17 protein-coding genes and 3 pseudogenes are annotated in these 20,359 nt (G+C 64.0%); 9 read left to right on the top strand and 11 right to left on the bottom strand.

The genetic code is table 11. The annotated features are described in order from the left end of the window. Window positions 1-10: 10 nt before the first annotated feature. Window positions 11-1,405, top strand: a complete 1,395-nt coding sequence (locus tag AKN84_RS02690) for a short-chain fatty acid transporter (protein ID WP_244484897.1) — start codon at window positions 11-13, stop codon at window positions 1,403-1,405. A gap of 367 nt (window positions 1,406-1,772) precedes the next feature. Then, a complete protein-coding gene (locus tag AKN84_RS02685; RefSeq protein WP_050419228.1) occupies window positions 1,773-1,988 on the top strand; it encodes a hypothetical protein in 216 nt (71 codons plus the stop codon). A 113-nt stretch (window positions 1,989-2,101) separates the two neighbouring features. Here AKN84_RS02685 and AKN84_RS02680 read toward each other — a convergent pair whose 3' ends face one another. Further along, window positions 2,102-2,518, bottom strand: a complete 417-nt coding sequence (locus AKN84_RS02680) for a hypothetical protein (RefSeq protein ID WP_347337292.1) — start codon at window positions 2,516-2,518, stop codon at window positions 2,102-2,104. A gap of 364 nt (window positions 2,519-2,882) precedes the next feature. On the opposite strand from AKN84_RS02680, the gene AKN84_RS02675 reads away from it, so the two are divergent. The 3 genes and pseudogenes from AKN84_RS02675 (at window position 2,883) to AKN84_RS02665 (ending at window position 7,528) form a co-directional block, all read left to right on the top strand. Further along, complete coding sequence (locus AKN84_RS02675) at window positions 2,883-5,912, top strand: ATP-binding protein (RefSeq protein ID WP_050419226.1); 3,030 nt, start codon at window positions 2,883-2,885, stop codon at window positions 5,910-5,912. 454 nt (window positions 5,913-6,366) lie between these two features. Then, window positions 6,367-6,603, top strand: a pseudogene (locus AKN84_RS02670) (flagellar basal body rod C-terminal domain-containing protein); the annotation flags it as partial. 16 nt (window positions 6,604-6,619) lie between these two features. Continuing rightward, window positions 6,620-7,528, top strand: a pseudogene (locus AKN84_RS02665) (flagellin). A gap of 190 nt (window positions 7,529-7,718) precedes the next feature. Here the strand turns inward: AKN84_RS02665 and AKN84_RS02660 are convergent. The 4 genes from AKN84_RS02660 to AKN84_RS02645 all read right to left on the bottom strand — a co-directional run bounded on the left by AKN84_RS02660 (window position 7,719) and on the right by AKN84_RS02645 (window position 11,156). Continuing rightward, the gene (locus AKN84_RS02660) at window positions 7,719-8,657 is read right to left on the bottom strand and encodes a substrate-binding periplasmic protein (RefSeq protein WP_050419224.1); all 939 of its coding nucleotides are present in this window, start codon (window positions 8,655-8,657) and stop codon (window positions 7,719-7,721) included. Beyond that, window positions 8,654-8,947 (bottom strand): c-type cytochrome, encoded by a 294-nt coding sequence (locus AKN84_RS02655; RefSeq protein ID WP_244484907.1) that lies wholly within the window; start codon window positions 8,945-8,947, stop codon window positions 8,654-8,656. Before AKN84_RS02655 ends, AKN84_RS02660 begins: the two co-directional genes overlap by 4 nt. Window positions 8,948-9,017: 70 nt before the next feature. Then, complete coding sequence (locus tag AKN84_RS02650) at window positions 9,018-10,682, bottom strand: methanol/ethanol family PQQ-dependent dehydrogenase (RefSeq protein ID WP_050419222.1); 1,665 nt, start codon at window positions 10,680-10,682, stop codon at window positions 9,018-9,020. Window positions 10,683-10,910: 228 nt separating this feature from the next. Next, complete coding sequence (locus tag AKN84_RS02645) at window positions 10,911-11,156, bottom strand: hypothetical protein (protein ID WP_050419221.1); 246 nt, start codon at window positions 11,154-11,156, stop codon at window positions 10,911-10,913. Window positions 11,157-11,358: 202 nt separating this feature from the next. Between AKN84_RS02645 and lanM the strand changes: the two genes are divergently transcribed. Beyond that, window positions 11,359-11,757, top strand: a complete 399-nt coding sequence (gene lanM, locus AKN84_RS02640; RefSeq protein WP_050419331.1) for a lanmodulin LanM — start codon at window positions 11,359-11,361, stop codon at window positions 11,755-11,757. Between the two features lie 340 nt (window positions 11,758-12,097). After that, window positions 12,098-12,178 (top strand): pyrroloquinoline quinone precursor peptide PqqA, encoded by an 81-nt coding sequence (pqqA, locus tag AKN84_RS02635; RefSeq protein WP_050419220.1) that lies wholly within the window; start codon window positions 12,098-12,100, stop codon window positions 12,176-12,178. Between the two features lie 254 nt (window positions 12,179-12,432). Here pqqA and AKN84_RS02630 read toward each other — a convergent pair. Beyond that, window positions 12,433-15,560: pseudogene (locus AKN84_RS02630) on the bottom strand (efflux RND transporter permease subunit). Next, window positions 15,553-16,620, bottom strand: a complete 1,068-nt coding sequence (locus tag AKN84_RS02625) for an efflux RND transporter periplasmic adaptor subunit (protein WP_128970361.1) — start codon at window positions 16,618-16,620, stop codon at window positions 15,553-15,555. The pseudogene AKN84_RS02630 and the gene AKN84_RS02625 overlap by 8 nt, the downstream one beginning before the upstream one ends. A gap of 204 nt (window positions 16,621-16,824) precedes the next feature. Here AKN84_RS02625 and AKN84_RS02620 point away from each other — a divergent pair, with 204 nt between their 5' ends. Beyond that, complete coding sequence (locus tag AKN84_RS02620) at window positions 16,825-17,061, top strand: hypothetical protein (protein WP_050419219.1); 237 nt, start codon at window positions 16,825-16,827, stop codon at window positions 17,059-17,061. A 4-nt stretch (window positions 17,062-17,065) separates the two neighbouring features. On the opposite strand, the gene AKN84_RS02615 is transcribed toward AKN84_RS02620, so the two are convergent. The 4 genes from AKN84_RS02615 to AKN84_RS02600 are packed head-to-tail and all read right to left on the bottom strand — an operon-like array spanning window position 17,066 to window position 19,832. Next, entirely contained in the window at window positions 17,066-17,419 is a 354-nt protein-coding gene (locus tag AKN84_RS02615; RefSeq protein WP_050419218.1) for a hypothetical protein, read from the bottom strand. A 40-nt stretch (window positions 17,420-17,459) separates the two neighbouring features. Beyond that, entirely contained in the window at window positions 17,460-18,170 is a 711-nt protein-coding gene (locus tag AKN84_RS02610; protein WP_050419217.1) for an ABC transporter ATP-binding protein, read from the bottom strand. After that, window positions 18,160-18,897, bottom strand: a complete 738-nt coding sequence (locus AKN84_RS02605) for an ABC transporter permease (RefSeq protein ID WP_050419216.1) — start codon at window positions 18,895-18,897, stop codon at window positions 18,160-18,162. The genes AKN84_RS02610 and AKN84_RS02605 overlap by 11 nt, the downstream gene beginning before the upstream one ends. 2 nt (window positions 18,898-18,899) lie before the next feature. Then, complete coding sequence (locus AKN84_RS02600; protein ID WP_244484906.1) at window positions 18,900-19,832, bottom strand: ABC transporter substrate-binding protein; 933 nt, start codon at window positions 19,830-19,832, stop codon at window positions 18,900-18,902. A gap of 149 nt (window positions 19,833-19,981) precedes the next feature. On the opposite strand from AKN84_RS02600, the gene AKN84_RS02595 reads away from it, so the two are divergent. Then, the gene (locus AKN84_RS02595; RefSeq protein ID WP_430649876.1) at window positions 19,982-20,350 is read left to right on the top strand and encodes a hypothetical protein; all 369 of its coding nucleotides are present in this window, start codon (window positions 19,982-19,984) and stop codon (window positions 20,348-20,350) included. The last annotated feature ends 9 nt before the right edge of the window (window positions 20,351-20,359 follow it).

The following is a 20,359-nucleotide window of genomic DNA, read 5'->3' as shown; positions in this document are numbered from 1 at the left end:
GGACAACATCATGGCACGGTTTTCGCAGGCCCTGGTGGCGTTCGCCGAGCGCTGGTTTCCGGATGCGTATGTCTTCGTCCTGATCGCCGTGATTGCGGTTGCCGCCGGCGCCATCCTGCATGGCGGTTCGCCGCTCGCCGTCAGCCGCGCGTTTGGCGACGGGTTCTGGAATCTGATTCCCTTCACGATGCAGATGGCCCTGGTTGCGATCGGCGGTTACGTCGTGGCGATGTCGCCGCCGGTCGCAGCGGTGCTGGCGCGGCTGGCGAGCGTGCCGAAGACCGGGCGTGGCGCTGTGGTCTTCGTCGGGATGCTCAGCATCTTTCTCTCGCTGCTGAACTGGGGCCTCAGCCTGATCTTCTCCGGCCTGCTGGTGCGGGAGATCGCGCGGCGCACCGATATCCGGCTCGATTACCGGGCAGCCGGCGCGGCCGGCTATCTCGGGCTCGGCTGCGGCTTCACACTCGGCATCACGTCGTCGGCTGCGCAGCTGCAGGCCAATGCCGGCAGCATTCCGGCATCGCTTCTGCCGATCACCGGGGTGATCGGCTTCTCGGAAACCATCCTGACCTGGCAGAACATGGTCACCGTCGTGATGGTGAGCGTCGTGTCGGCGGCGATCTGCTATTTCACGACGCCGGCGGCGGAGCAGGCGAAGACGGCGGAAGACCTCGGCGTTGCGCTCGACGACGATCGCATCGAAGCCAGGAAGCCGGCGCGTCCGGGCGACTGGCTGGAGTTCAGTCCGCTGCTGACGATCCTGATTGCCCTGCTTGCCGCCGGATGGCTGTGGCAGACGTTCCAGTCGGGCAATCCGCTGATCACACTGTCGGGACTCAACACCTACAATTTCGTCTTCCTCATTCTCGGCATCGTGCTGCACTGGCGGCCGCGCAGCCTGATCGAGTCCTTTTCCAAGGCGATGCCGAGCGTCTCCGGCGTGCTGCTGCAGTTTCCGTTCTACGCCGGCATCGCCCAGATCCTGACCAAGGTGCCGAACAGCAGCGGCACCACGCTGTCGGACACGATCGCGCACTGGTTCGTCGGTGCCTCCAGCAATTCCACCGTGTTCTCGTTCCTGGTCGGCATCTATTCGGCGCTGCTCGGCTTCTTCGTGCCGTCGGCCGGCGGCAAGTGGATCATCGAGGCGCCCTACATCATGAAGGCAGCCAACGACATCGGCGCGCATCTGGGCTGGACTGTCATGGTCTACAACATCGCCGAGACGCTGCCGAACTTCATCAACCCGTTCTGGATGCTGCCGCTGCTCGGCATCCTCGGCCTGAAGTCGAAGGACCTGATCGGTTACACGTCGGTGCAGTTCTTCATTCACTTCCCGATCGTGATGCTGCTGGCCGCGATCCTGATGGCGACCTTCACCTATCATCCGCCGATTCTGCCTTGAGCGATCGCGGTCGGGCACCAGGACGCAGGGTGCCCGGCCGGCCTCGCAATTCAGCGACCGCTGCCGTCATCACCAAATCTGTGCTGTTTTCCAGGCCGTCGCGAATGAGGTATCGCGCCGGACCGTGATCTTTGGACGGCCATTTCATTGACCGCCGCGTGGTTCGGCCGGATATTGATCCGCGATATTCGCGTTGTTCAAGGTCACCGCAATGAGACATCACCACCGCAGCCTGATGTGCGACATGCGAAGCCGCATGCAGCATCGCTGCGTCTCGGCGGCGACCGGCGTCTGTTGTTGATCGCTTCGAAAATCCAGAGCACCCGACAATCAGACAGGAACGCCGTCATTCGGCGCGTGAGCACGCATGTCCCAAGCCTACATCATTGAAGTCTCGGATCGTACCGCGGGTATCGTTGTCGGCGATAGCAGCGGCTTCTGCTTCTTCTCCTCGGACCGCGCCTTTGACGGCCTCGACGGCGGCCATTTCGGCTCCGCGCGCGCCGCGGAGCGCGCGGTGAGAGCGCTGTTGCAGCAGCGCCGCCGGGCGTCGTCGAGATCAGCGCCGCGCGCCGGCATCTGAAAGCGGATTGAAGCGAGGCAGATGATCGTTGCGGCCACGCCAGCACGGCTGCCATCAGGCAGCCGCCGTTGGCGCAAGGCCGATCGTAGGGAGGTGCCGCCCGCGATCAGGAGCTAGGCCGGGCAGACCATCGTCAGCAGCAGAAGCGTCGGCGGCTGATCGTCGCCGTTAGCGTGCTCCCAGACCAGCAGGATGTCGTGCCGATCGGCGTTCGGCGCGTTCTTGTCCTGCTCCTTGACGTCGATCTTGATCGGGATCGGCGGTTCGGAGTTGAAGCACTTGCGGACGCTGGCATCGAGCAGGGCGCACTTCGTCAGCGGCACGACGCCGGCTTCGTCCTTGGAGAGGGGGGCGGTGCTTGCCTGCGTGGCCAGGTCCAGGCGCGCCTTGCCCATCTCCCGCTGCCACCGCTTGCCGCTTCCGCCCGGCCATTGGTCCCGGGGCGACAGGATCGGCTGGTATTGGCCATATTCCAGCGTCTCGATATCGATATGATCCGACGCCTTAAGTATAGCGACGCTCTTGATCATGTTCTGCAAAGGATAGTAGTGCGCGTTGATGTGATCTTTAAATTGTTGATTATTGAATACTCTTCCGCCCATAGGATTTCCCTTTCATTGCAACTTTGAATTGCTCTGGCTATACGTAAATTATGCAACGCTGGTACGTCGATCGAATAGGTCATGCGGCTCCAGTTGCGCCGCCCGATTTCTCTCGCGCCCCGACCTACCACTCAAGACTGTATCCCGTCCAGTTCGACAACCTCTCGGGTTGGCGCGGATGCAAGTGGATTGCACGTCTGGATTGATAAGCAGGTCCCGATGGGTAATCTCTACCCTAGGCTGCTCACCGGGGGGAGCCGGCGATACCGCAGTAGCCTTTGAGAGCAGGGGAATGCTTTGCTTTGCATGCCAGTCGACGATCGGAGCGGACGACAATTGGTGCGCCAAATGCGGTGCTGCGGTAGCCAAGCGCGCGGACCCCGATAGCGAACAACGATTTGTGACGATCCTTCGCGCCGACGTGGTCGACTCGACGGGGCTCGTCGCGGATTTGGACCCGGAAGAGGCGGTCTCGCGCCTGGAGCCGGCCCTGATCGCGATGCGAGGCGCCGTGCGCCAGTTCGGCGGCATCGTCAGCAAGGAGCTGGGTGATGGGCTCGCCGCGGTATTTGGCGCGCCGATCGCTGACGACAACCACGCGCCGCTGGCCTGCCATGCAGCGATCGAACTGGTCCGACGGGTCGCGGGTTTGGGCGATCCGGGACTGCAGGTCCGGGTCGGGCTCCATTCGGGGCGGGTGGTGACCTATATGGTCGCCAGCGAGTACTCCAAGGTTTACGAGATCGGCGGGGCGGCGCAGCATCTTGCGGCGCGGCTTGAAGCGGCCGCAGAGCCGAACCAGATCTACGCGTCCGAAGCCTGTCAGAACCTTGCCGAGGGCAACGTTCAGTTTGAATATCTGGGTCGGAAGCAGCTCAAGGGATTTAGCGAACCCTTGCCGATCTACCGCGTCGCCAGCGCAACGGATGTCTCCAGCTGGCGGGTGCGCAGGGCACGAAGCGTTGCGCGGTTCGTCAACCGGCTGAAGGAAACGGCGCTGCTCAGGCAGTTGGCGCACAATGCCGATCCTGACCGGCAAACGGCATTCTTGATCGGCGATCCCGGGATCGGGAAATCGCGGCTGGCGCATGAGTTCGTAGACCAGCTCACCCGGGAGGGGTGGCTTCCCATCCACGCCGAATGCAGCCCGAATCTTCAAGGCGCGCCGTTCAGCACACTCAAGGCCCTGTTGCTCTCGATCCTGGAGGGAGCCGCGGCGGACGCGGACGGCTTGACCAAACTGACCGGGATTCAGCGTTCGGCCATCGATGCCGTGCTTGACCGCCCGATATCGGATCCGGAATGGGGCGAGCTCGAGCCGCACGCGCGCGGCCGTGCGATCAGCGAGGCATGCTGTGCGATTGTCGAAGGCCTGGTCGCTCGCCGGCGCGCGGTGATCCTCATCGAGGATCTGCACTGGATCGATCGCGCCAGCGAGACCGTGATGGCCGCGCTCGCCTCGCTGAGGGCACCCGGCCTTCTGGTGCTGCTGACCAGCCGGCCCAATGGAATTCCGGATTGGGTAGCGCGCAGCAATGCGGAAATCACGGCGTTGCGTTCGCTCGATGAGGATGCCGGACGCGAGATGCTGGACGACATCCTGGGCTCGTCGGCGAACATGGCTGATCTGAAGAACCGCGTCGTTCTTCATACGGCGAGCGTACCGCTGTTCATTGAAGAGGTTTGTCGCAGCCTCAAGGACAGTGGAATCCTCCGGGGCCATTGGGGCGAACTGGCGCTTGCGCGTCCGGTCGGTGATCTCGGGATTCCGAGCAGCATCCAGGGCGTCATCGCCACGCGCCTCGATCGCATATCGAAGGAGGAGCGCGCGCTGTTGCAGATCGCGGCGGCGTTGGGACCGTCGTCGACGGAATCCTTGCTGCGTGAGGTGTCCGGCCTGTCGCAAGAGGCCTTTCAGCGCTGCCTGACGGCGCTCGATCGCGTCGAGTTTCTCGTGAGGATCGACGTCGAGCAGGACGGCTTGCTCGAATTCCCGCACGAGATGGTTCGCCAGGTGACCTACGACTCGATGGTCGAAAAGCTGCGCGAGAGCGTCCACGCACGGATTCTTGCGACGCTGGAAGGCAATGGCAGTTCGTACGATGAGCCCAGCAAGCTCTGCTATCACGCAATGCGGGCGAAGGATTGGCAAAGGGCCTTCGCCTACGGCAGAACCGCCGCGCGCAAGAGCCTGGCACGATCGGCATTTGCCGATGCGACCAATTACTTCGAGATCGCAATGGCCGCGCTCGACAAGACGCCGTTCGCTCGCTCGCGCGAAGCGGATGCGATCGATCTTCGCATCGAGGCGCGCACGGCGTTCATGAGCGTCGGCAAGGTCGCCGAATGGTTCGATCTCGGAAGGGACGCGGAGGGACGCGCCAACGCGGTCGACGATATCGGGCGGAAGGTCGCGGCGATGGCGGTCAGGTCGGGCGCCCAGAATTTCTATGGCACGCCGATCGAGGCAATCGAAACCGGCGAGGAGGTTGCTCGCCTGGCCGGGGAATGGGGCAATCCCGGTTGGCTCAACCTGGCTCAATACAGCCTTGGCCAGGCCTACTTCATCGCCGGCCGGTTCCGTGAAGCTGAGCAGATGCTGGGACAGGCGTGCCTCCGCCTTTCCGGGCCGGATGCCAGCGCACCGCCCGGAACGACGCCGAGAACACTGCTGTTGCTGTGTTGCATGATGAAGAGCGTGACCCACACGACGCTGGGAGAGATCGACACCGGCATCGAATTTCACGAGCGCGCGGCCGCGATCGCCGATGAGAGCAATCGACCATTCGATCGCGTTGCCGCGGGGTATAGCGGCGGCTTCCTGATGCTCGGCCAGGGCAATCCCGAAGGAGCAGCTGACATCCTGGGGGAGGCTTTCGCGCTCACGCAGAAGTATGGAATTCGCCTCTTCGTGCCGGTTGTCACGTGCCATCTCGGTATCGCATATCTGGAGCAGGGGCGTCTCGATGAAGCGCGGCTGACGCTCATTGAAGCCCGGGAAGAAGCCAGATCGGTCGGCTACACCTCGATTGTGCTGCGAGCCTCGATCTACCTGGCGCTCGCCGTCAACCGGCTCGGCGATGCACGGGCTGCGCTGAACATGCTGCGTGAGGTACGCAACACTGCGCGGCAACAGGGCTTTTCAGGCCTGGAAGCCGAGGCGCTGTTCAGCGAGGCAACGATAGCGCCGGCCACGAACGAGAAGAACCTGGTTCTCCACCAGTTGCGCACGGCGATCGCGATTGCATCTGATAGTGGCGCGAAGCCGCTGCTGCAGCGGGCCGAAGCGCTTCTGAACGGAATGCTCGCCGATTCCCAGTGAGATTTCTGGCGCGGCTAAGAAGCCGCGGCGAGCGGCGGCGAAACCACCTGCGGCGCCTCGGGGGCCTGCGTGGCGGTCGTCGCCAGCTGGAAGCGGATGCCGTGGACCGAGACGGTCAGCGGGGATCGCGCGGAAGTCGTCGTGGAAGGCGCGGATCCGGCGGGCCAGCTCGGCCGGGCTGATGCCGGCGGGAAGCTCGCACATGTCGCGGTACCTCTGCCGGGTGCTCCTGATGCCCCACCAGGCGATCTCCAGCTCGGCCAGCGGCGAGGGATCACGGGCGAGTTCGCGCGACATCCGCCAGAACAGATGGGCCAGCCGCACATAGCCGATCTGCTCGAGCCCGCGCACGCTGATCTTGTCGGGAATGATGAAGGACTCCACCCCGACGATGGGACCGGAATCGACGCGCGTGGCCATCACATGGGCCGTCGCGCCGAATGTGCGCGCGCCGTCCGCGATCGTTGCCAACGTCGCCGGCAAGGCGACCCAGGCATCGGCGACCTACACCGCCAAGCAGACCGCGCAATCGACCTATGCGAGTTCACTGTCGTCGCAATCCGGCGTCAACATTGACCAGGAGAGCGCGAATCTGAGCGCGCTGCAGAACAAATACGCCGCCGCGTCCCAGATCATTACGGCCATCAACGCCATGTTCTCGGCGCTGATGACCGCGATGAGTTCAGGCTAGGCATGAGGTCGTCGCCATGTTGATGCGTGTTGCCACCTTCGCGCAGTCGGATCAGATGATATCAAGTGCGCTGCGCCTGCAGGCGGCGATGGCCAATGAGCAGGTGCAGGAATCCTCCGGGCTGCAATCCGAGGATTTCGGTGGTTATGGTTCCGGCGCCGGGCGCGTGATCAATCTACAGGTCTCGGTGACGCGTGCGCAGTCCTATATCGATGCCAGCAATCTCGCCGACAACAAGGTGCAGGCGATGTATTCGGCGGTCGGCTCCGTGACCGATATCATCACGCAGCTGCGGACCCAGCTCAGCGCGGCCACCACCGGCAGCAGCACGGCGACCGCATCCGCGATCAACTACGCCCAGCAGGCGATGTCGCAGATGCAGGGGCTGCTGAACACCCAGTATGACGGCGAATATGTCTTCAGCGGCGCCCGTACCGACACGGCGCCCGCGGATCTGTCGAGCTTCGACGCCGGCACCGGCTCGCTGACGACGTCGGATATCAGCTATTACAAGGGTGACAGCGAAATCGCGTCGGTGCGCGTCTCGGACAGCTAGTCGATCTCCTACGGCGTCACCGCCGACAATCCGGCCTTCGAGCAGGTCATGCGGCTGTTGAAATACGTCGGCAACAGCACGACGTTGACGTCGAGCGACATCTCGCAGGCGCTCGACCTCGCCAGCACTGCGCTCGATGCGACGTCCACGGTGCAGGCCAAGCTTTCGACCGCGTCGTCGCAGATCGAGACCGCCAGCACGGACCAGAGCGACTACCAGAATTTTGCCAAGACCTTGTCGACCAACCTCACCAGCGTCGACGTCGCTGCGGTGACGGCGCAGCTTTCAACCTATCAGGCGCAGCTGACGGCGTCCTATTCGGCGATCGCCAAGATCCAGAGCATGAACCTGGCGAGCTATCTGCGATAGCGGGCTCACGTTTCCGGTCAGTGGCCGCAAGCTGGTCCGAGCTCTTTCCCGTCATTGCGAGGAGCGTCAGCGACGAAGTAACCAATGTCTTCGCTTGCGGCGCAATGGATTGCTTCGCTTCGCTCGCAATGACGAGGAAAGAGCGTGCGCAATGATTCAATTGCGGTCGCCTCCCTGGCTGCAATAAGCGCTAGCGGTTCAGGATCTTCAGCCAGACATCGCCAAGGATGATCGGCTCGCGCGGGGGCAGCCATGTGAGGCCTGCGGCTTTACCGAGCTCCGCGATGGTGCCCTTGGCTTGCAGATCGGACAGCACCTTGTTGACGGCCTCCAGCAGCGCCTTGTCGGTTTCGAGCGCAACGTAACCGCGATTGGCGCCGATCGGATAATAATATCCCGAGGCCGTGATCTTGGTATCCGGATGGCTCGCGCGGTAGGCGTCGAACCGGCGCAGGTCGAGCAGGGTGGCGTCGTATTCGCCGCGCTCCAGCTCTCCCAACAGGTCGCTGCGCCCGGGAACGAGATGGGTGATGTCTTCGATCAGTTTTCCCTTGTCGAAGGTCATCAGGATGGCATCGCCCAGCGTGCCGCTTTCGATCGTCAGGCGAAGGCCGGCGAGGTCGCCGATATCGGTGATCTTGCGCTCCTTGATCTTGTCCCTGGCCTTCGGACCGAGCACGACGGTCATCGGCGAATAGATGTAGGGCTGGCTCGGCACCAGCACCCCGATCGGGATCCGGCGGCGGCGATCGTCGCGGGTGGCGCCATCGAAGTCCGGCAGCTTGGCCGTCGTGACGCCGGGTGCCTTCAGCGAATCCGTGGTGAGCGCATAGCCGCCGACCAGCGAGCAGCGCCCGTCCGACAGCAAGGCATTGGCTTCCAGCGCCGGGCTCGAATCCTCGTCGAGCTTGCTCTCGAACCATTGGATATTGAGCGGACGTCCGAGCCGCTCGGCAATCACTTGCGCGAGTGCTACGTCGAAGCCGGTATCCGGCTTGCCGCGATGATGCGCCGACAAGGGCGGCAGATCCTCGTCGAGGCAAACCTTGAGCGGCGCGTCGGCGGCATGCGCTGCCGCCGTCATGCCAACAAGCAACGCCGTGGCAACGCCGGCAAGCAGGGCCCTCATTGGGGCCTCCGGCTCGACAGGAAGGCCCAGACGTCGGCGATCTCCTGCTCGCTCAGGATATCGGCCCAGGGCGGCATCTTGCCGTTCTTGCCTTGCTTCACGGTGGTCACGAAGCGGGTCTTGTCGCCGGCAAACGCGCGCAGGTCCGGCGTGATGGTGCCGGAGTTGACCATGTTGGGCCCGTGGCAGTGTGAGCAGTTCTTGGCGTAGGTGACCTTGCCTTGGTCGGCCTGACCTTCAAGGTCGATTGCACCGGCTTGTTGTGCGGCTGCCGGGATCGAGGTGATCAAGGCCGCCGCGACGGCGGCGAAGATCGCCGCCGTCAACAGGGTTACTCTTTCAGTCACGTGTGCTCCGCGCTCAGTTCTTGACCGCGAAAACCCACAGCGAGCCGCCGGGTGGCACCTTGGCAAGCCGCTCGTCGCCCGAGAACAGCGAATAGACGCCGCCATAGCCCGAGGTGACGGCGACATACTGCACGCCGTCCTGCTGCCAGGTCACGGGTTGTCCTTCGATGCCCGAGCCGGTCTGGAACTGCCAGAGCTTCTTGCCGGTGTCGGCGTCGAACGCCTCGAATTCACCGGTCAACTGACCGGAGAACACCACGCCGCCGGCGGTGGAGAGCACGCCGGAGAAGCGCGGAATATCGCTCGGCGCTTCCCACTTCGCCTTGCCGGTCATCGGATCGATCGCCTTGAGATGGCCGCGCGGTCCGGTGCCCCATTCCCAGGGATCGGTGAGGTCCATGCCGAGATACCACTCGCCCTGCTTGAACGTCACCGGCTCGGCTTTGTACCTGCCGCCGAAAGCGAGCGTGTTGGCGTAGGCGAGGCCGGTCTGCGGATTGAACGACATCGGCTCCCAGTTCTTGCCGCCGAGGATCGACGGGTAGACCGTGACCTTCTTGCCTTCGCGCGCATCCTTGGCGACGTCGGTCTCGATCGGGCGGCCGGTCTTCATGTCGATGCCGGTGGCCCAGTTGACGTTCACATAGGGATTGGCCGCGAGCAGCTTCCCGTTGGTGCGGTCGAGCACGTAGAAGAAGCCGTTGCGGTTGGCATCCATCAGCACCTTGGTCGGCTTGCCCTCGACGTTCATGTCGGCGAGCACCATCTCGGCCACCGAGTCGTAGTCGAACGGGTTGTTCGGCGAGAACTGGTAGTGCCACTTGATCTTGCCGGTCTTCGGATCGAGCGCGAGCACCGAGCAGGTGTAGAGATTGTCGCCGGGACGCACCGCCGAGTTGAACGGTCCGGGATTGCCGATGCCCCAATACACCGTATTCAATTCGGCATCGTAGGAGCCGGTGATCCAGGTCGATCCGCCGCCGAGCTTCCAGGTATCGCCCTTCCAGGTGTCGCCACCGGGCTCGTCCGGGGTCGGGATCGAGTAGGTTCGCCAGAGCTTCTTGCCGGTCGCGGGATCCCAGCCGTCGATGAAGCCGCGGGTGCCGAACTCGGCGCCCGAGATGCCGGTGATCACGACGCCGTCGGCGACCAGCGGCGCCACCGTCATCGAGTAGCCTTCCTTGATGTCCGCGGCCTTCTCGCGCCACAGCTCCTTGCCGGTCTTGGCATCGAGCGCGATCACATTGGCGTCGAGGGTGGTGCGGAACAGCTTGCCGTCATAGAGGGCGGCGCCGCGATTGATGATGCCGCAGCAGACGATGCGGGGCGTCTCGGCGGGATACTCGACCTTGGTCTTCCAGATCTGCTTGCCGGTTTTGGCGTCGATCGCGATCGTGGCGTTGTGCGTGGTGACGTAGAGGACGCCCTGGTAGACGAGCGGCTGCGATTCCTCGCTGCGGTCGTCGTTCAGGCTGTAATTCCAGACCGGCACCAGATTCTTGACGGTGTCCTTGTTGATCTGGTTCAGCGTCGAGAAGCGCTGAAGATTGTAACCCATTCCGTAATTGAGAACGTTCGACGTATCAGTCGCACCCTTGACCAACTGCTCGTTGGTCTGAGCGCTTGCACCATACGATGCAAGAATCACGAGGCTTGCGGCCAGCGCAATGCGTCTCATCCTATCCTCCCAATGAACCTTTGCTGCACGCCTATTCCTGACGTTGCGGACGGAACCATCGGCCTGAAACCAAAACGGGTCAATACGAAAACGTGAACGAACCCCAACCACCGCGGGAGGCCGGTCGATCGCGTCAGTTTTTCGCTGATGCGTCCGTGGCTTACCGTCGCGTGGAATACACAACGCCACCGCGCGGTTCGCACTTATGCCGCAGCGCGAGCGGTTCGATCAGCTCGACGGTGCATGGGGGCAGGCGCTTGGCCGCGGCTTGGTGCCGCGCTTGTCCGGCGGCACATTGCAATTGTCGATGCGCTGCTCGTCGGTCCATTTGCGTCCGAGCCGTTCCTTGCCGGTGAGCACCCGCGGCTGAACCGCCTCCGCCGACGGGACAGGGGCCCCGTTCTGCGCGGACACGGGCGCGATTAGACCGAGCGCAACGACGCAGCCCAACATGGTCCGGCAAATATCGCTCATGGGGTCACCTCGCACGTTTTGGCGCAAATGCAATCGACGGAGCGCCATCGATGATGCTTCAGGCCGTCTGTTTCCACCCGAAACCCGACAGCGGTGCACCGGCTGCACTAGCTGTGGAAGCTTCGGGAAGCTGCTATGGTGAACGTCGATTTGCGGACCTGCTCCGTTCCTCGCGCCGGAGCGGCATCAAGGGAGACGAATGATGATCTCGCGCCGATCGCTTGCTTTGACTTTGGCTGCGGCCGTCCTGTCAGGTCCCGCTCTGGCCGCATCCGGTGGTCGCAGCGCGCTCAAGATGCTCGACCCCGACAATGACGGCACCGTCGACCTTGCCGAAGCCAAGAAGGCTGCCGCCGACCTGTTCGCGAAGCTCGATCCCGACCACGACGGCACGCTCGACGTCCGCGAATTGCGCGGACGGCTGACCGCGAAAGAGCTCAAGATGGCGGATCCGGATCACGACGGCACCCTGACGCTCGACGAATACCTCGCAGTCGTCGAGCAGCGCTTCAAGGCCGCCGATCCCGACAATGACGGAACGCTGGATGCGAAAGAGCTGAAATCGCGCGCCGGCCGGGCGCTGCTGCGCCTGCTCAAATAGTCACGGGTCCGCGAATTTTTCCGGACGGATTCCAGATATTGACGCTGGATTCCGCGCACAACAAAAAAATTGCGATTTCGCTCTTGGGCAAGACGCGGCCGGCGCAATCGGGTTTGCTTCTCCGTGCGTCGCCGACCGGCAGCCGGAAAATGCCTGACAGATCAGTGTCGGAATTTCCCAGCCGTTGCTAAGCCGGGCGGATGTCCGCGAGCCGTCGTCCGTTTCTGCATGTCCAGCAGCGAAGTCGGGTCGTTACCCGCCCGACTTGCACCCTGGAAAAGCCAGCCCTAGCTTGCCGCGCGGCGCGAGGCTTGCGCCAACTTATACTTGGGAGAAGGAAATGGCCTGGAAAACACCGAAGATCGTCGAAGTGCTGGTCGGCATGGAAATCAACATGTACGCCTGCGCAGCGCGCAAGTAAGTCCACCTGACGACCTGCCGCGGCTTCGATGGCAAACGCCGTCGAAGCCGTGGCAGTGTCGGCGGGTCTTTCGATCTCCGGACGCCGGTCGAACTGATCGCTCCGGTGCCATCGCGCAAAGCCTCACCTAAACGGGCTTCGACGATCCCGCCCAAGACCTCCACCGTCCATTGCTGGATTGTGCTGCGCCTATGCCTGGCCAGTGCTGCTGCCTGCCTGTGAAGCGAATAGATCGTCACGCGTCTTGCGCGTGCTCAGGGGCGGCTCTTGAATCGCGCATATCGAAGCGCGAGGGTCGGTAGCACCAGCAGACTGAGTGCCATCGAAGTCATCAGGCCCCCAAGGATGACGATCGCCATCGGGCCCTCGATTTCACGTCCCGGTTCTCCGGCGCCGATCGCGAGCGGCAGCAATCCGAGGCCGGTCACCAGAGATGTCATCAGGATCGGGACGAGGCGGTCGGCCGCGCCCTCGATCACGGTATCCAGTCCCCACACACGACCGTCGACCAGGACCAGGTGCTCGTAATGCGAGATCATCAGGATCGAGTTGCGCAGCGTGATTCCGAACAGCGTGACGAAGCCGACCATCGACCCGAGCGAAAGCAGGCCACCGGTCAGCGCCAGGGCGAATACGCCGCCGACAAACGCAAACGGCAAGTTGATCATGACCAGCAACAGGTTTCGCCAATGACCGGTCACCATCGCAAGCAGAACGACGATGCCCGTCCCGGCCAGCAAGGAGTTGACGATGAGATCGTGCCGCGACCGGGCCTGGGCCTCGGCCGCACCGGCAAACTCCACGTGAGCACCGGGCGGCAGCGTGACTTCGCGCGCCAGCTTGCGTTTGGCGGCGGCCACGAAGGATTCGAGATCGCGGCCGCTGACGTTCGCCGTTACGGTCTGAACGCGCTGCGCATTCAGGTGCTGGATCTGATAGCGGCCCGAAGTCTCGTAGACGTCGGCGATCTGCTTCAGCAGAACGTAAGCGCCGCTCGGCGTCCGCACAGGCAGGTCACCGATCTGAGTGACTCGGGCGCGGGCATGCGCGTCGAGGATCACGATGACATTGAAGACGGCATTGCCTTCATATCCCTGGCCGACGACATCGCCTGATAGGCGGTGCGAATGAGTTCGAGCACTTCGACCGCATCGAGACCCCATCGCTGCAGATCCGTCGGGCGAAGCGTCACGTTGACTTGCGGCATTCCCGGCGGCGATCGTTGCTGCACGTCGGCGGCCCCTGCGACTTCATCCAGTTCGCGCGCGACGTCGCGCGCAGCGCGCTCGAGCAAATCGAGATCGGGTCCGTAGATGTTGACGACCACCGCCGCGGTGAAGCCGGAGACGGTCTCCTCGACACGTTCCGTCAGGTAGGTCTTGCTCGAGAAGGAAACCCCGGGGAAGCCGGCCAGAGCGGCCCTGATGCGCGCTTCTGCGGCGGATTGTGCCCGACCCGAGAGCCCGGGCTCCAAATCGACCTCGAACTCGCTGGAATGCGGACCGACCGTGTCGATGCCGGCCTCGGCCCGGCCTGCATGCTGCGCCACCCGGCGTACACCCGGGATCTTCAGGAGCGTATCGGTCATCAGCTTGCCGATACGAAGCGATTCGTCGAGCGAGGTGCCGGGGATCGCGGAGACGTGCAGGATCAGATGGCCTTCGCGCAGATCCGGCAGGAAGGTCCCGCCGAAGAAGGGCAGCATCGCCCCGCCGGCGATCGTCAAAGCCGCGGCCGCCGTCATCACCAGCTTCGGGTAGCGGCCGATATGACGCAGCAAGGCCTGGTAGTGGCGACGGGACCATCGCACCGCAGGCGGTTCATGCAGGCGCTGCCCGCCGGTCCTGCCGACGAGGAGCAGCATGGAGAGCGCCGGCGTCACCGTAAGGGCGACCGCCAGCGAGGCGAGCACGGCCAGGATGTAGGCGATGCCCAAGGGCCCGAAGAGACGGCCGGCAATGCCGGAAAGCGTCAGGATCGGGAAGAAGACCAGCAGCACCGCAAACGTTGCATAGGCAACGGCGGTGCGCACTTCGAGGAAGGCATCGAGCACGACGCGAGCCTCGGGTCTCGGCGCCGTTGCCCGGCGGTTTTCGCGCAATCGACGTACCACATTCTCGACGCCGATCACGGCGTCATCGACGACTTCGCCGATCGCGATCGCAAGGCCACCCAGCGTCATCGTGTTGAGCGTTTCACCCATCCATTGCAGTGCGAGCACGGCCGCGATCAACGAGAGGGGAATGGCAGTGCAGCTGATGATCGAGGTGCGCCAGTCGAACAGAAACAGAAACAGCACAACGACCACGAGCGCGCCGCCGATCAACAACGCGTTGAGCACGTTCTCGGTCGCCGCATCGATGAAATTGGCAGGGCGGAAGATGTCTGCATGGAGCTTGACACCGTCGGCTTCAAGGCCCGGTCGCAGCTCTTGCAGGGCGGCTTCCGCCCGCGTGGTGACTTCTCGTGTGTTCGCACCGTATTGCTGGCTGACCATCAGCATGATGCCGGGCACGCCGTCGATGAGGGCGGCCCCGATCGGCGGCTCGGGAGCGGTCACAACGGTGGCGACGTCGTCGAGAACCACGCTCGCGCCGCCTTCGTGCAGAAGAACGGTGCGGGCGAGTTGATCGGGCGTCAGGGACTGCCCCTGGGTTTGCAGCGTGACGCGCTGATTGGCGGTATCGATGAAGCCGGCGCCCCGTACGCCGGTGGCCTTGCGCGCGGCGGCCAGCACATCGTTCATGCCGACCCGGAACCGGATCAGGTCGTCCGGGCGGACCTGCACCTGCAGAGACCTGACGTCTTTGCCGTAAGTGGATACTTGTGCCACGCCCGTGACGGCCAGAAGCCGCCTTGCCACGGTCCAGTCCGCAACGGTGCGCAATTCCATCAGCGAGCGCTGGTCGGACGTCAGGCCAATGACCAGCACCGTGCCGGCCAGCGGAGTCAACGGTGTCATCGAGGGCGGCTGCACGCCTTGTGGCAGCCGCGCGGCCACGGCCGAGAGACGCTCCGTCACCAATTGGCGCGCCCGGTAGATATCGCTGCCCGGCTGGAAGACGACCGTCACCACGGAGAGGCCCTGGATCGACGACGAGCGCAGGCTTTCGACGCCGGCCAGGCCGTTGATCGACGTTTCGATCGGTTGCGTGACCAGGATTTCGACATGCTCCGGGCTGAGGCCGGGAGCTTCGGTCTGGATCGTGACCTGTGGCGGTGCGAATTCGGGGAAGACGCCGTATTTGGCTTCGCCGAGCGCGAACAGGCCGTAGCCCAGCAGCGCGAACGAAAGCGCGAGCACGATACCGCGGAAGCGGATGGCGAACGCGACGAGAGCGGCTTGCGGTCCTGAACGGTCGGAGCCGGTGCCGTCAGTCATTGTCATCGCCGCTCCGAAGCTCGCCCTTGGCCTCCTCGGACAGTAGGACCTGTGCACCCCGGATGACGATTTCGGATCCCGACGGGATGTCTCGGACGACGTAGTCGTCATCCGAGACCGGCTGATCCGTGCTGATCGGATGCCGCCGGAAGCTGTCGGGTCTCACGCGCAGGTAAACCCATGATCGGCCCTGCCATCGCACGATCGCGGTATCCTCGATGAACACGCCCTCGTAAGTGGTGCCCGACGGCACATAGACCGTGGTGTTCATGCCGGGCAGCAGACCACTGTCGCCAGGCGCCGAGAAGAAATAGCTCAATCCCTGAATCCGGGGATCGGTGCGTGTTGCCGGGGAGACGTACTGCAGATCGATATTCGCATTTCGCGTCGGCGCCTGTGCGAGGGCCGTTCGCGGAGTTGCGGCGACACTCACGCCGGGCGGCAGCGTCACCTGAACCAGAAACTGATCACGCTCGATCAGCCTGACGACCGCGGGCGAGCGCTCGACGATGCCGCGGCCGATCACCGGCCCCCATTCCTGCTGTGCTGTTGCTGCAAGAGTCCTGAGCTGCGATTCCGCCGCAGCAAGCGCGGCCTTGTCGGTTCGCAGCGTTCCCTCCGCGGTTTCGGCTTCCTTTCTGGGGAGCGCGGCGGAGTCGACGAGATTCTTGGTCCGGTCGAATGCGCTCTTCGCGACTTCGAGCTTGGCCTGCGCTGTCTGGAGTTGGGCCTGCGCATTGGCGTAGCTGTTGGTGAGCTCCGTGATGCGAGAGATGTCCAGCACGGCACCGTAGGCGCGGAATTGCTCAGGATGCGGAGCGGCTTCCACAACCGAAGTTTCGAGCCCGATCTGTCCCTGCTGGTTGGGCGTCAGCTTGACCGGTGCCTGGTCGCTGTTTGCGATGCGGGAGGGCTCGGTGCGGCCCGAATCCGGCTTGCCCGGCTGCGGCTCCGCCGCTGCACGCCGAACCTGACCCGTGACAGCCCAAGCGCCGGCGCCGAGCGCCAGCAAGCATATGGCGATCGCGACGCCGCGCCGGGAGGTTTCCGTAAGAGCCATCAGCCTGTTAGCAGTTGTGGGAACCAGCTTATTGACGAAATGAACCGGCGGCAAGGCGTCGGTTTCACGGTTGTCGGCTCAGGTCACGCCGATGTGCTGCGGGGCCGCGACGGCCGGGTCCCGCTCGCGCGAAAATGAAACTTCCGGCTGCTGTGGACGTAGCGCTTATGTTATCTTTTTGACGACGCTCGCGAGGTCTCATGCATGAACCCGATTGATCTGATCGTCACTGTATGTGCGGTGCTGTCGCCCGCCACCTGCGAGGAGCAGCATCTGGTGTTCAACTGGACCGGCTCGCTGCAGCAATGCGCCATGGCCGCGCCGCCCTACATCGCGCAGTGGGTCGGCGAACATCCGAAATGGACTGCGGTGCGATGGCGGTGCGAATATCCGCACACCAATGATCGCGCGAGCACGGGCGGCAAACCGCCCGCGGGCTAGCGCTCTATTTGTTGCAGTCCTTCAGGTCCTTGTCGGACACCGTAAACACCGCATCGGCCTTGATCTCGATGTCGCGGGCCAAGCACTGCTTGCCCCCGCTATAGCCAACCTTGGCATCGTAGCGGCCGGGCTCGACGCCGGTGATACGCAAGCGCTCGTCGTGGTCGACTTCCTTGTCCTTGTCGTTCAGCGTCTGGTTGGGACCCCATTCATTCTTGCCCGCCGGCGACAGCTCGAAGCTCGAGATCGTGGCGCTGGTCAGATTCCACAACCGGATGCCCTTGCCTTTGCTTTGGGCGAGCACGGCGGCCGGCAGCACGAGCAAGGCAACTCCAACGGCAATCAACGCACGCGACATCCGACCTCTCCCTTACGCTTGGTCCAAGGATGACGGCGTCTCACATATTTGCAAGGTCCAACTGCGAGAGCTGCCGCTTGATTTCACCGATCTCCGGCTCGCCCCGTGTCGCACGTGGTGCGGCGATGGTTTCGACGTGAAGGATTCGGGCCGGCCGCGGCGACAGGAAGAACAGGCGGTCGCCGAGGCGGACGGCATCGTCGAGATCGTGGGTGACCAGGAGCGTCATCATCTTCCGGCTCGCGACCAGGGTCGCGATCTGGTCGCGCAGCCTGCCTGCGAGGGCATTGTCGAGCGAGGCCAGCGGCTCGTCGAGGATCAGGAAATCCGGCTCGATGGCGAAGGCGCGGGCGAGGGCGACGCGGCGGGCGAGTCCGAGCGACAATTCGCCGGGAAAGTGGTTGTGATGCGCGCTCAGTTCGAGCACCTCGAACAGCGCCGCCAGCGTGCCGTCGTCGACCTCAGGTGCGGCTAGCCGCACGTTCTCCTCGACGGTGCGCCAGGGCAACAGCCGCGGCTCCTGGAACACCATGCCAAGGCGCATGCCGGGTGAGCGCGTGACATGGCCCTGATAGTTGCCGTCGAGCCCGGCGAGAATCTTGAGCAGGGTGCTCTTGCCGCAACCCGACGGGCCGAACAGCACGCCGACCTCGCCGGCGTTCAACGTGAAGGTGACGTTGTCGAGCACGTCGTGCCGCTTTCCGGCCGCGCTCTCGAAGCTCTTGCCTGTGATATTGACCTCAAGCTGCACGGAGCCGCCACCGCGTTAGCCTGGTTTCAAACGGCTGCACCATCACCGTCTCGATGACCAGCACGACGCCGGCAAAGCTCAGCGAGTAGGCGAGCAGCAGGGGAATGTCGAACAGCTGGAAGGCGACGCCGATCTCGAAGCCGACACCGTTCGGCCGGCCGAGATATTCGGCGACCAGCACGATCTTCCAGACCAGCGAGAGCCCGGAGCGCGCCGCGGCCGCGATGTAGGGCGCAAGTTGCGGCAGGATCACATGCCGGAAGGCGCGGCCGCGCGGCAAGGCAAACGCCGTTGCCATCTCGTCGAGCGCAGGATCGAGCGCACGGGCACCCTCGCGCAGGGTGACGACGGCGGTCGGCAGCTTGTTGATGGCGATGGCGGCGATCGCCGCGACCTCGGTCAGCCCGGCCCAGATATAGGCCAGCACGATGACAACCAGCGCCGGCAAATTGAGCAGCAGGATCAGCCAGGGATCGCCAAGGCGATTGGCGAGCGAGACGCGGCCCATCAGGTAGCCGATCGCCGAGCCGATCGCCATTGCAAGCGTGAAAGCCAGCGCGACGCGCGCCAGCGTCGCGCCGAGATTGACGAACAGCGCCCCCGATCGTGCCTCGGCGATGAGCACCGAGAGTACCGCCGGCGGCGCCGGCAGCTTGGCATCGCCGATCACGAGCGAGGCAATCCACCAGGTCGCGATGAACAGCGCGAATGACAGGAGGCGCAGCACCGTCAGTCTCCCGGGATCGCTTGATAGAAGGTGCCGGGATCGAGCTCGGTCGCCGTCCCGACCAGATCGCGGCCGCCGAGTTGCGCCAACACCCGGTAGAGCACCCGCGCGTCCGCCTCTTCGTCAGCGATCGGACGCCGCGGGATGCCTTCACGATAGCGGTCGCGATAGGCCTGCAGGGTTGCGGCATCCTGCGCGCCGGTCAGCGGCGCGATCGCATCCCATTCGGCGTCCGAGGTCGCCAGAATCTCTTTCGCGGCGCGCGTCACGGCGATGAAGCGGGCCACCAGGTCCTTGTTGGCGCCAGCCCAGGCCTCGTCGAAGACGTAACCAATCATCGCGATGCGGCCCTTGCTGCCGAGCTTCTGCAGGATCTCTTCCATGCCGGCGAGGCGGCGAAAGCCCTTGGCCTCGAGCGCGGCGCAGAAATTCCAATAGTTGAGCGTCGCGTCCATTTCGCCACCCAGCGTCTTGGCGGCGAGCAGCGGCGGCGCGCCATAGACGATGGTCGCCTGTGACTTCAGGTCGACGCCGTCCTGCTTCAAGGCGGCTTGCAGCAACAGCCAGTTCTTGTCGATCGCGCCGCCGGCGACGGCAAGCTTGCGCCCCTTGAGGTCGGCGAGCGTTTCGACCGGCGAGGCGGCCGGGATCATTACGGCGCCCAGCGCGCTCGAATAGGGATAGAACTGGAGCTTGGCACCGAGCGATCGCTCGCGCGACACCCAGGGCCAGTCGGACACCATCACGTCGGCGGTGCCGGAGCGCAGCGCGATCTTGCCGGCCTCGGGGCTGGCGAGCTCGACGACATCGATCGACAGGTTGGCCTTCTTGTCGAGACCATGGGAGCGAATGACAGCCAGTTCCCAGGCCAGCGTTCCGGTCTTCTGCGCTGCAACGCGGATGGTCTCCGCGTTGCACGAGGTGCCGAACTGCATGACCGCCAGAACTGCCGCAGCCAACACCGTGCGTACAGACATGATCATCGTTTCTTGAGCCACTTCCCCGAATGTTTTATTTTCTGATCAACACCCATAGCATAGCTTGCGGGAAGAGAAGAGGAAGCACGACCATGGCAGGAGCTGGCATGCTACGACCGATTGTCGCCGTCTTGGCGGTGTTCTTGGCCGGGCTCCTGGCCGTGCTCGCCGGGACGACGATCAGCGCGCGGGCTCAGGAGATCAACGACTATCCGACCTCGGCGCGGGCGGAGTATGTGTTCGGCTGCATGAAGGCCAATGGCGAATCCCGGCAGTCGATCGAGCAATGCTCCTGCTCGATCGACGTCGTCGCCTCCATCATCCCCTATGATCGCTACGTCACCGCCGAAACCGTGCTGAGCATGGCGCAGGTGCGCGGCAACCTGGGCGGCCAGTTCCGCTCGTCCGAGCAGGCCGCGAACGCGCTCAACGATTTGCGGCGCGCTCAAGCCGAAGCCGAAGTCCGATGTTTCTAGAGCGTTGAT

Origin of the sequence: Bradyrhizobium tropiciagri, from assembly GCF_001189845.1 — a bacterium.
In the GTDB taxonomy this organism is placed as follows: domain Bacteria; phylum Pseudomonadota; class Alphaproteobacteria; order Rhizobiales; family Xanthobacteraceae; genus Bradyrhizobium; species Bradyrhizobium tropiciagri.
The sequence above is the reverse complement of the archived record's forward strand: the minus strand, read 5'-3'. Positions and strand labels throughout refer to the sequence as shown.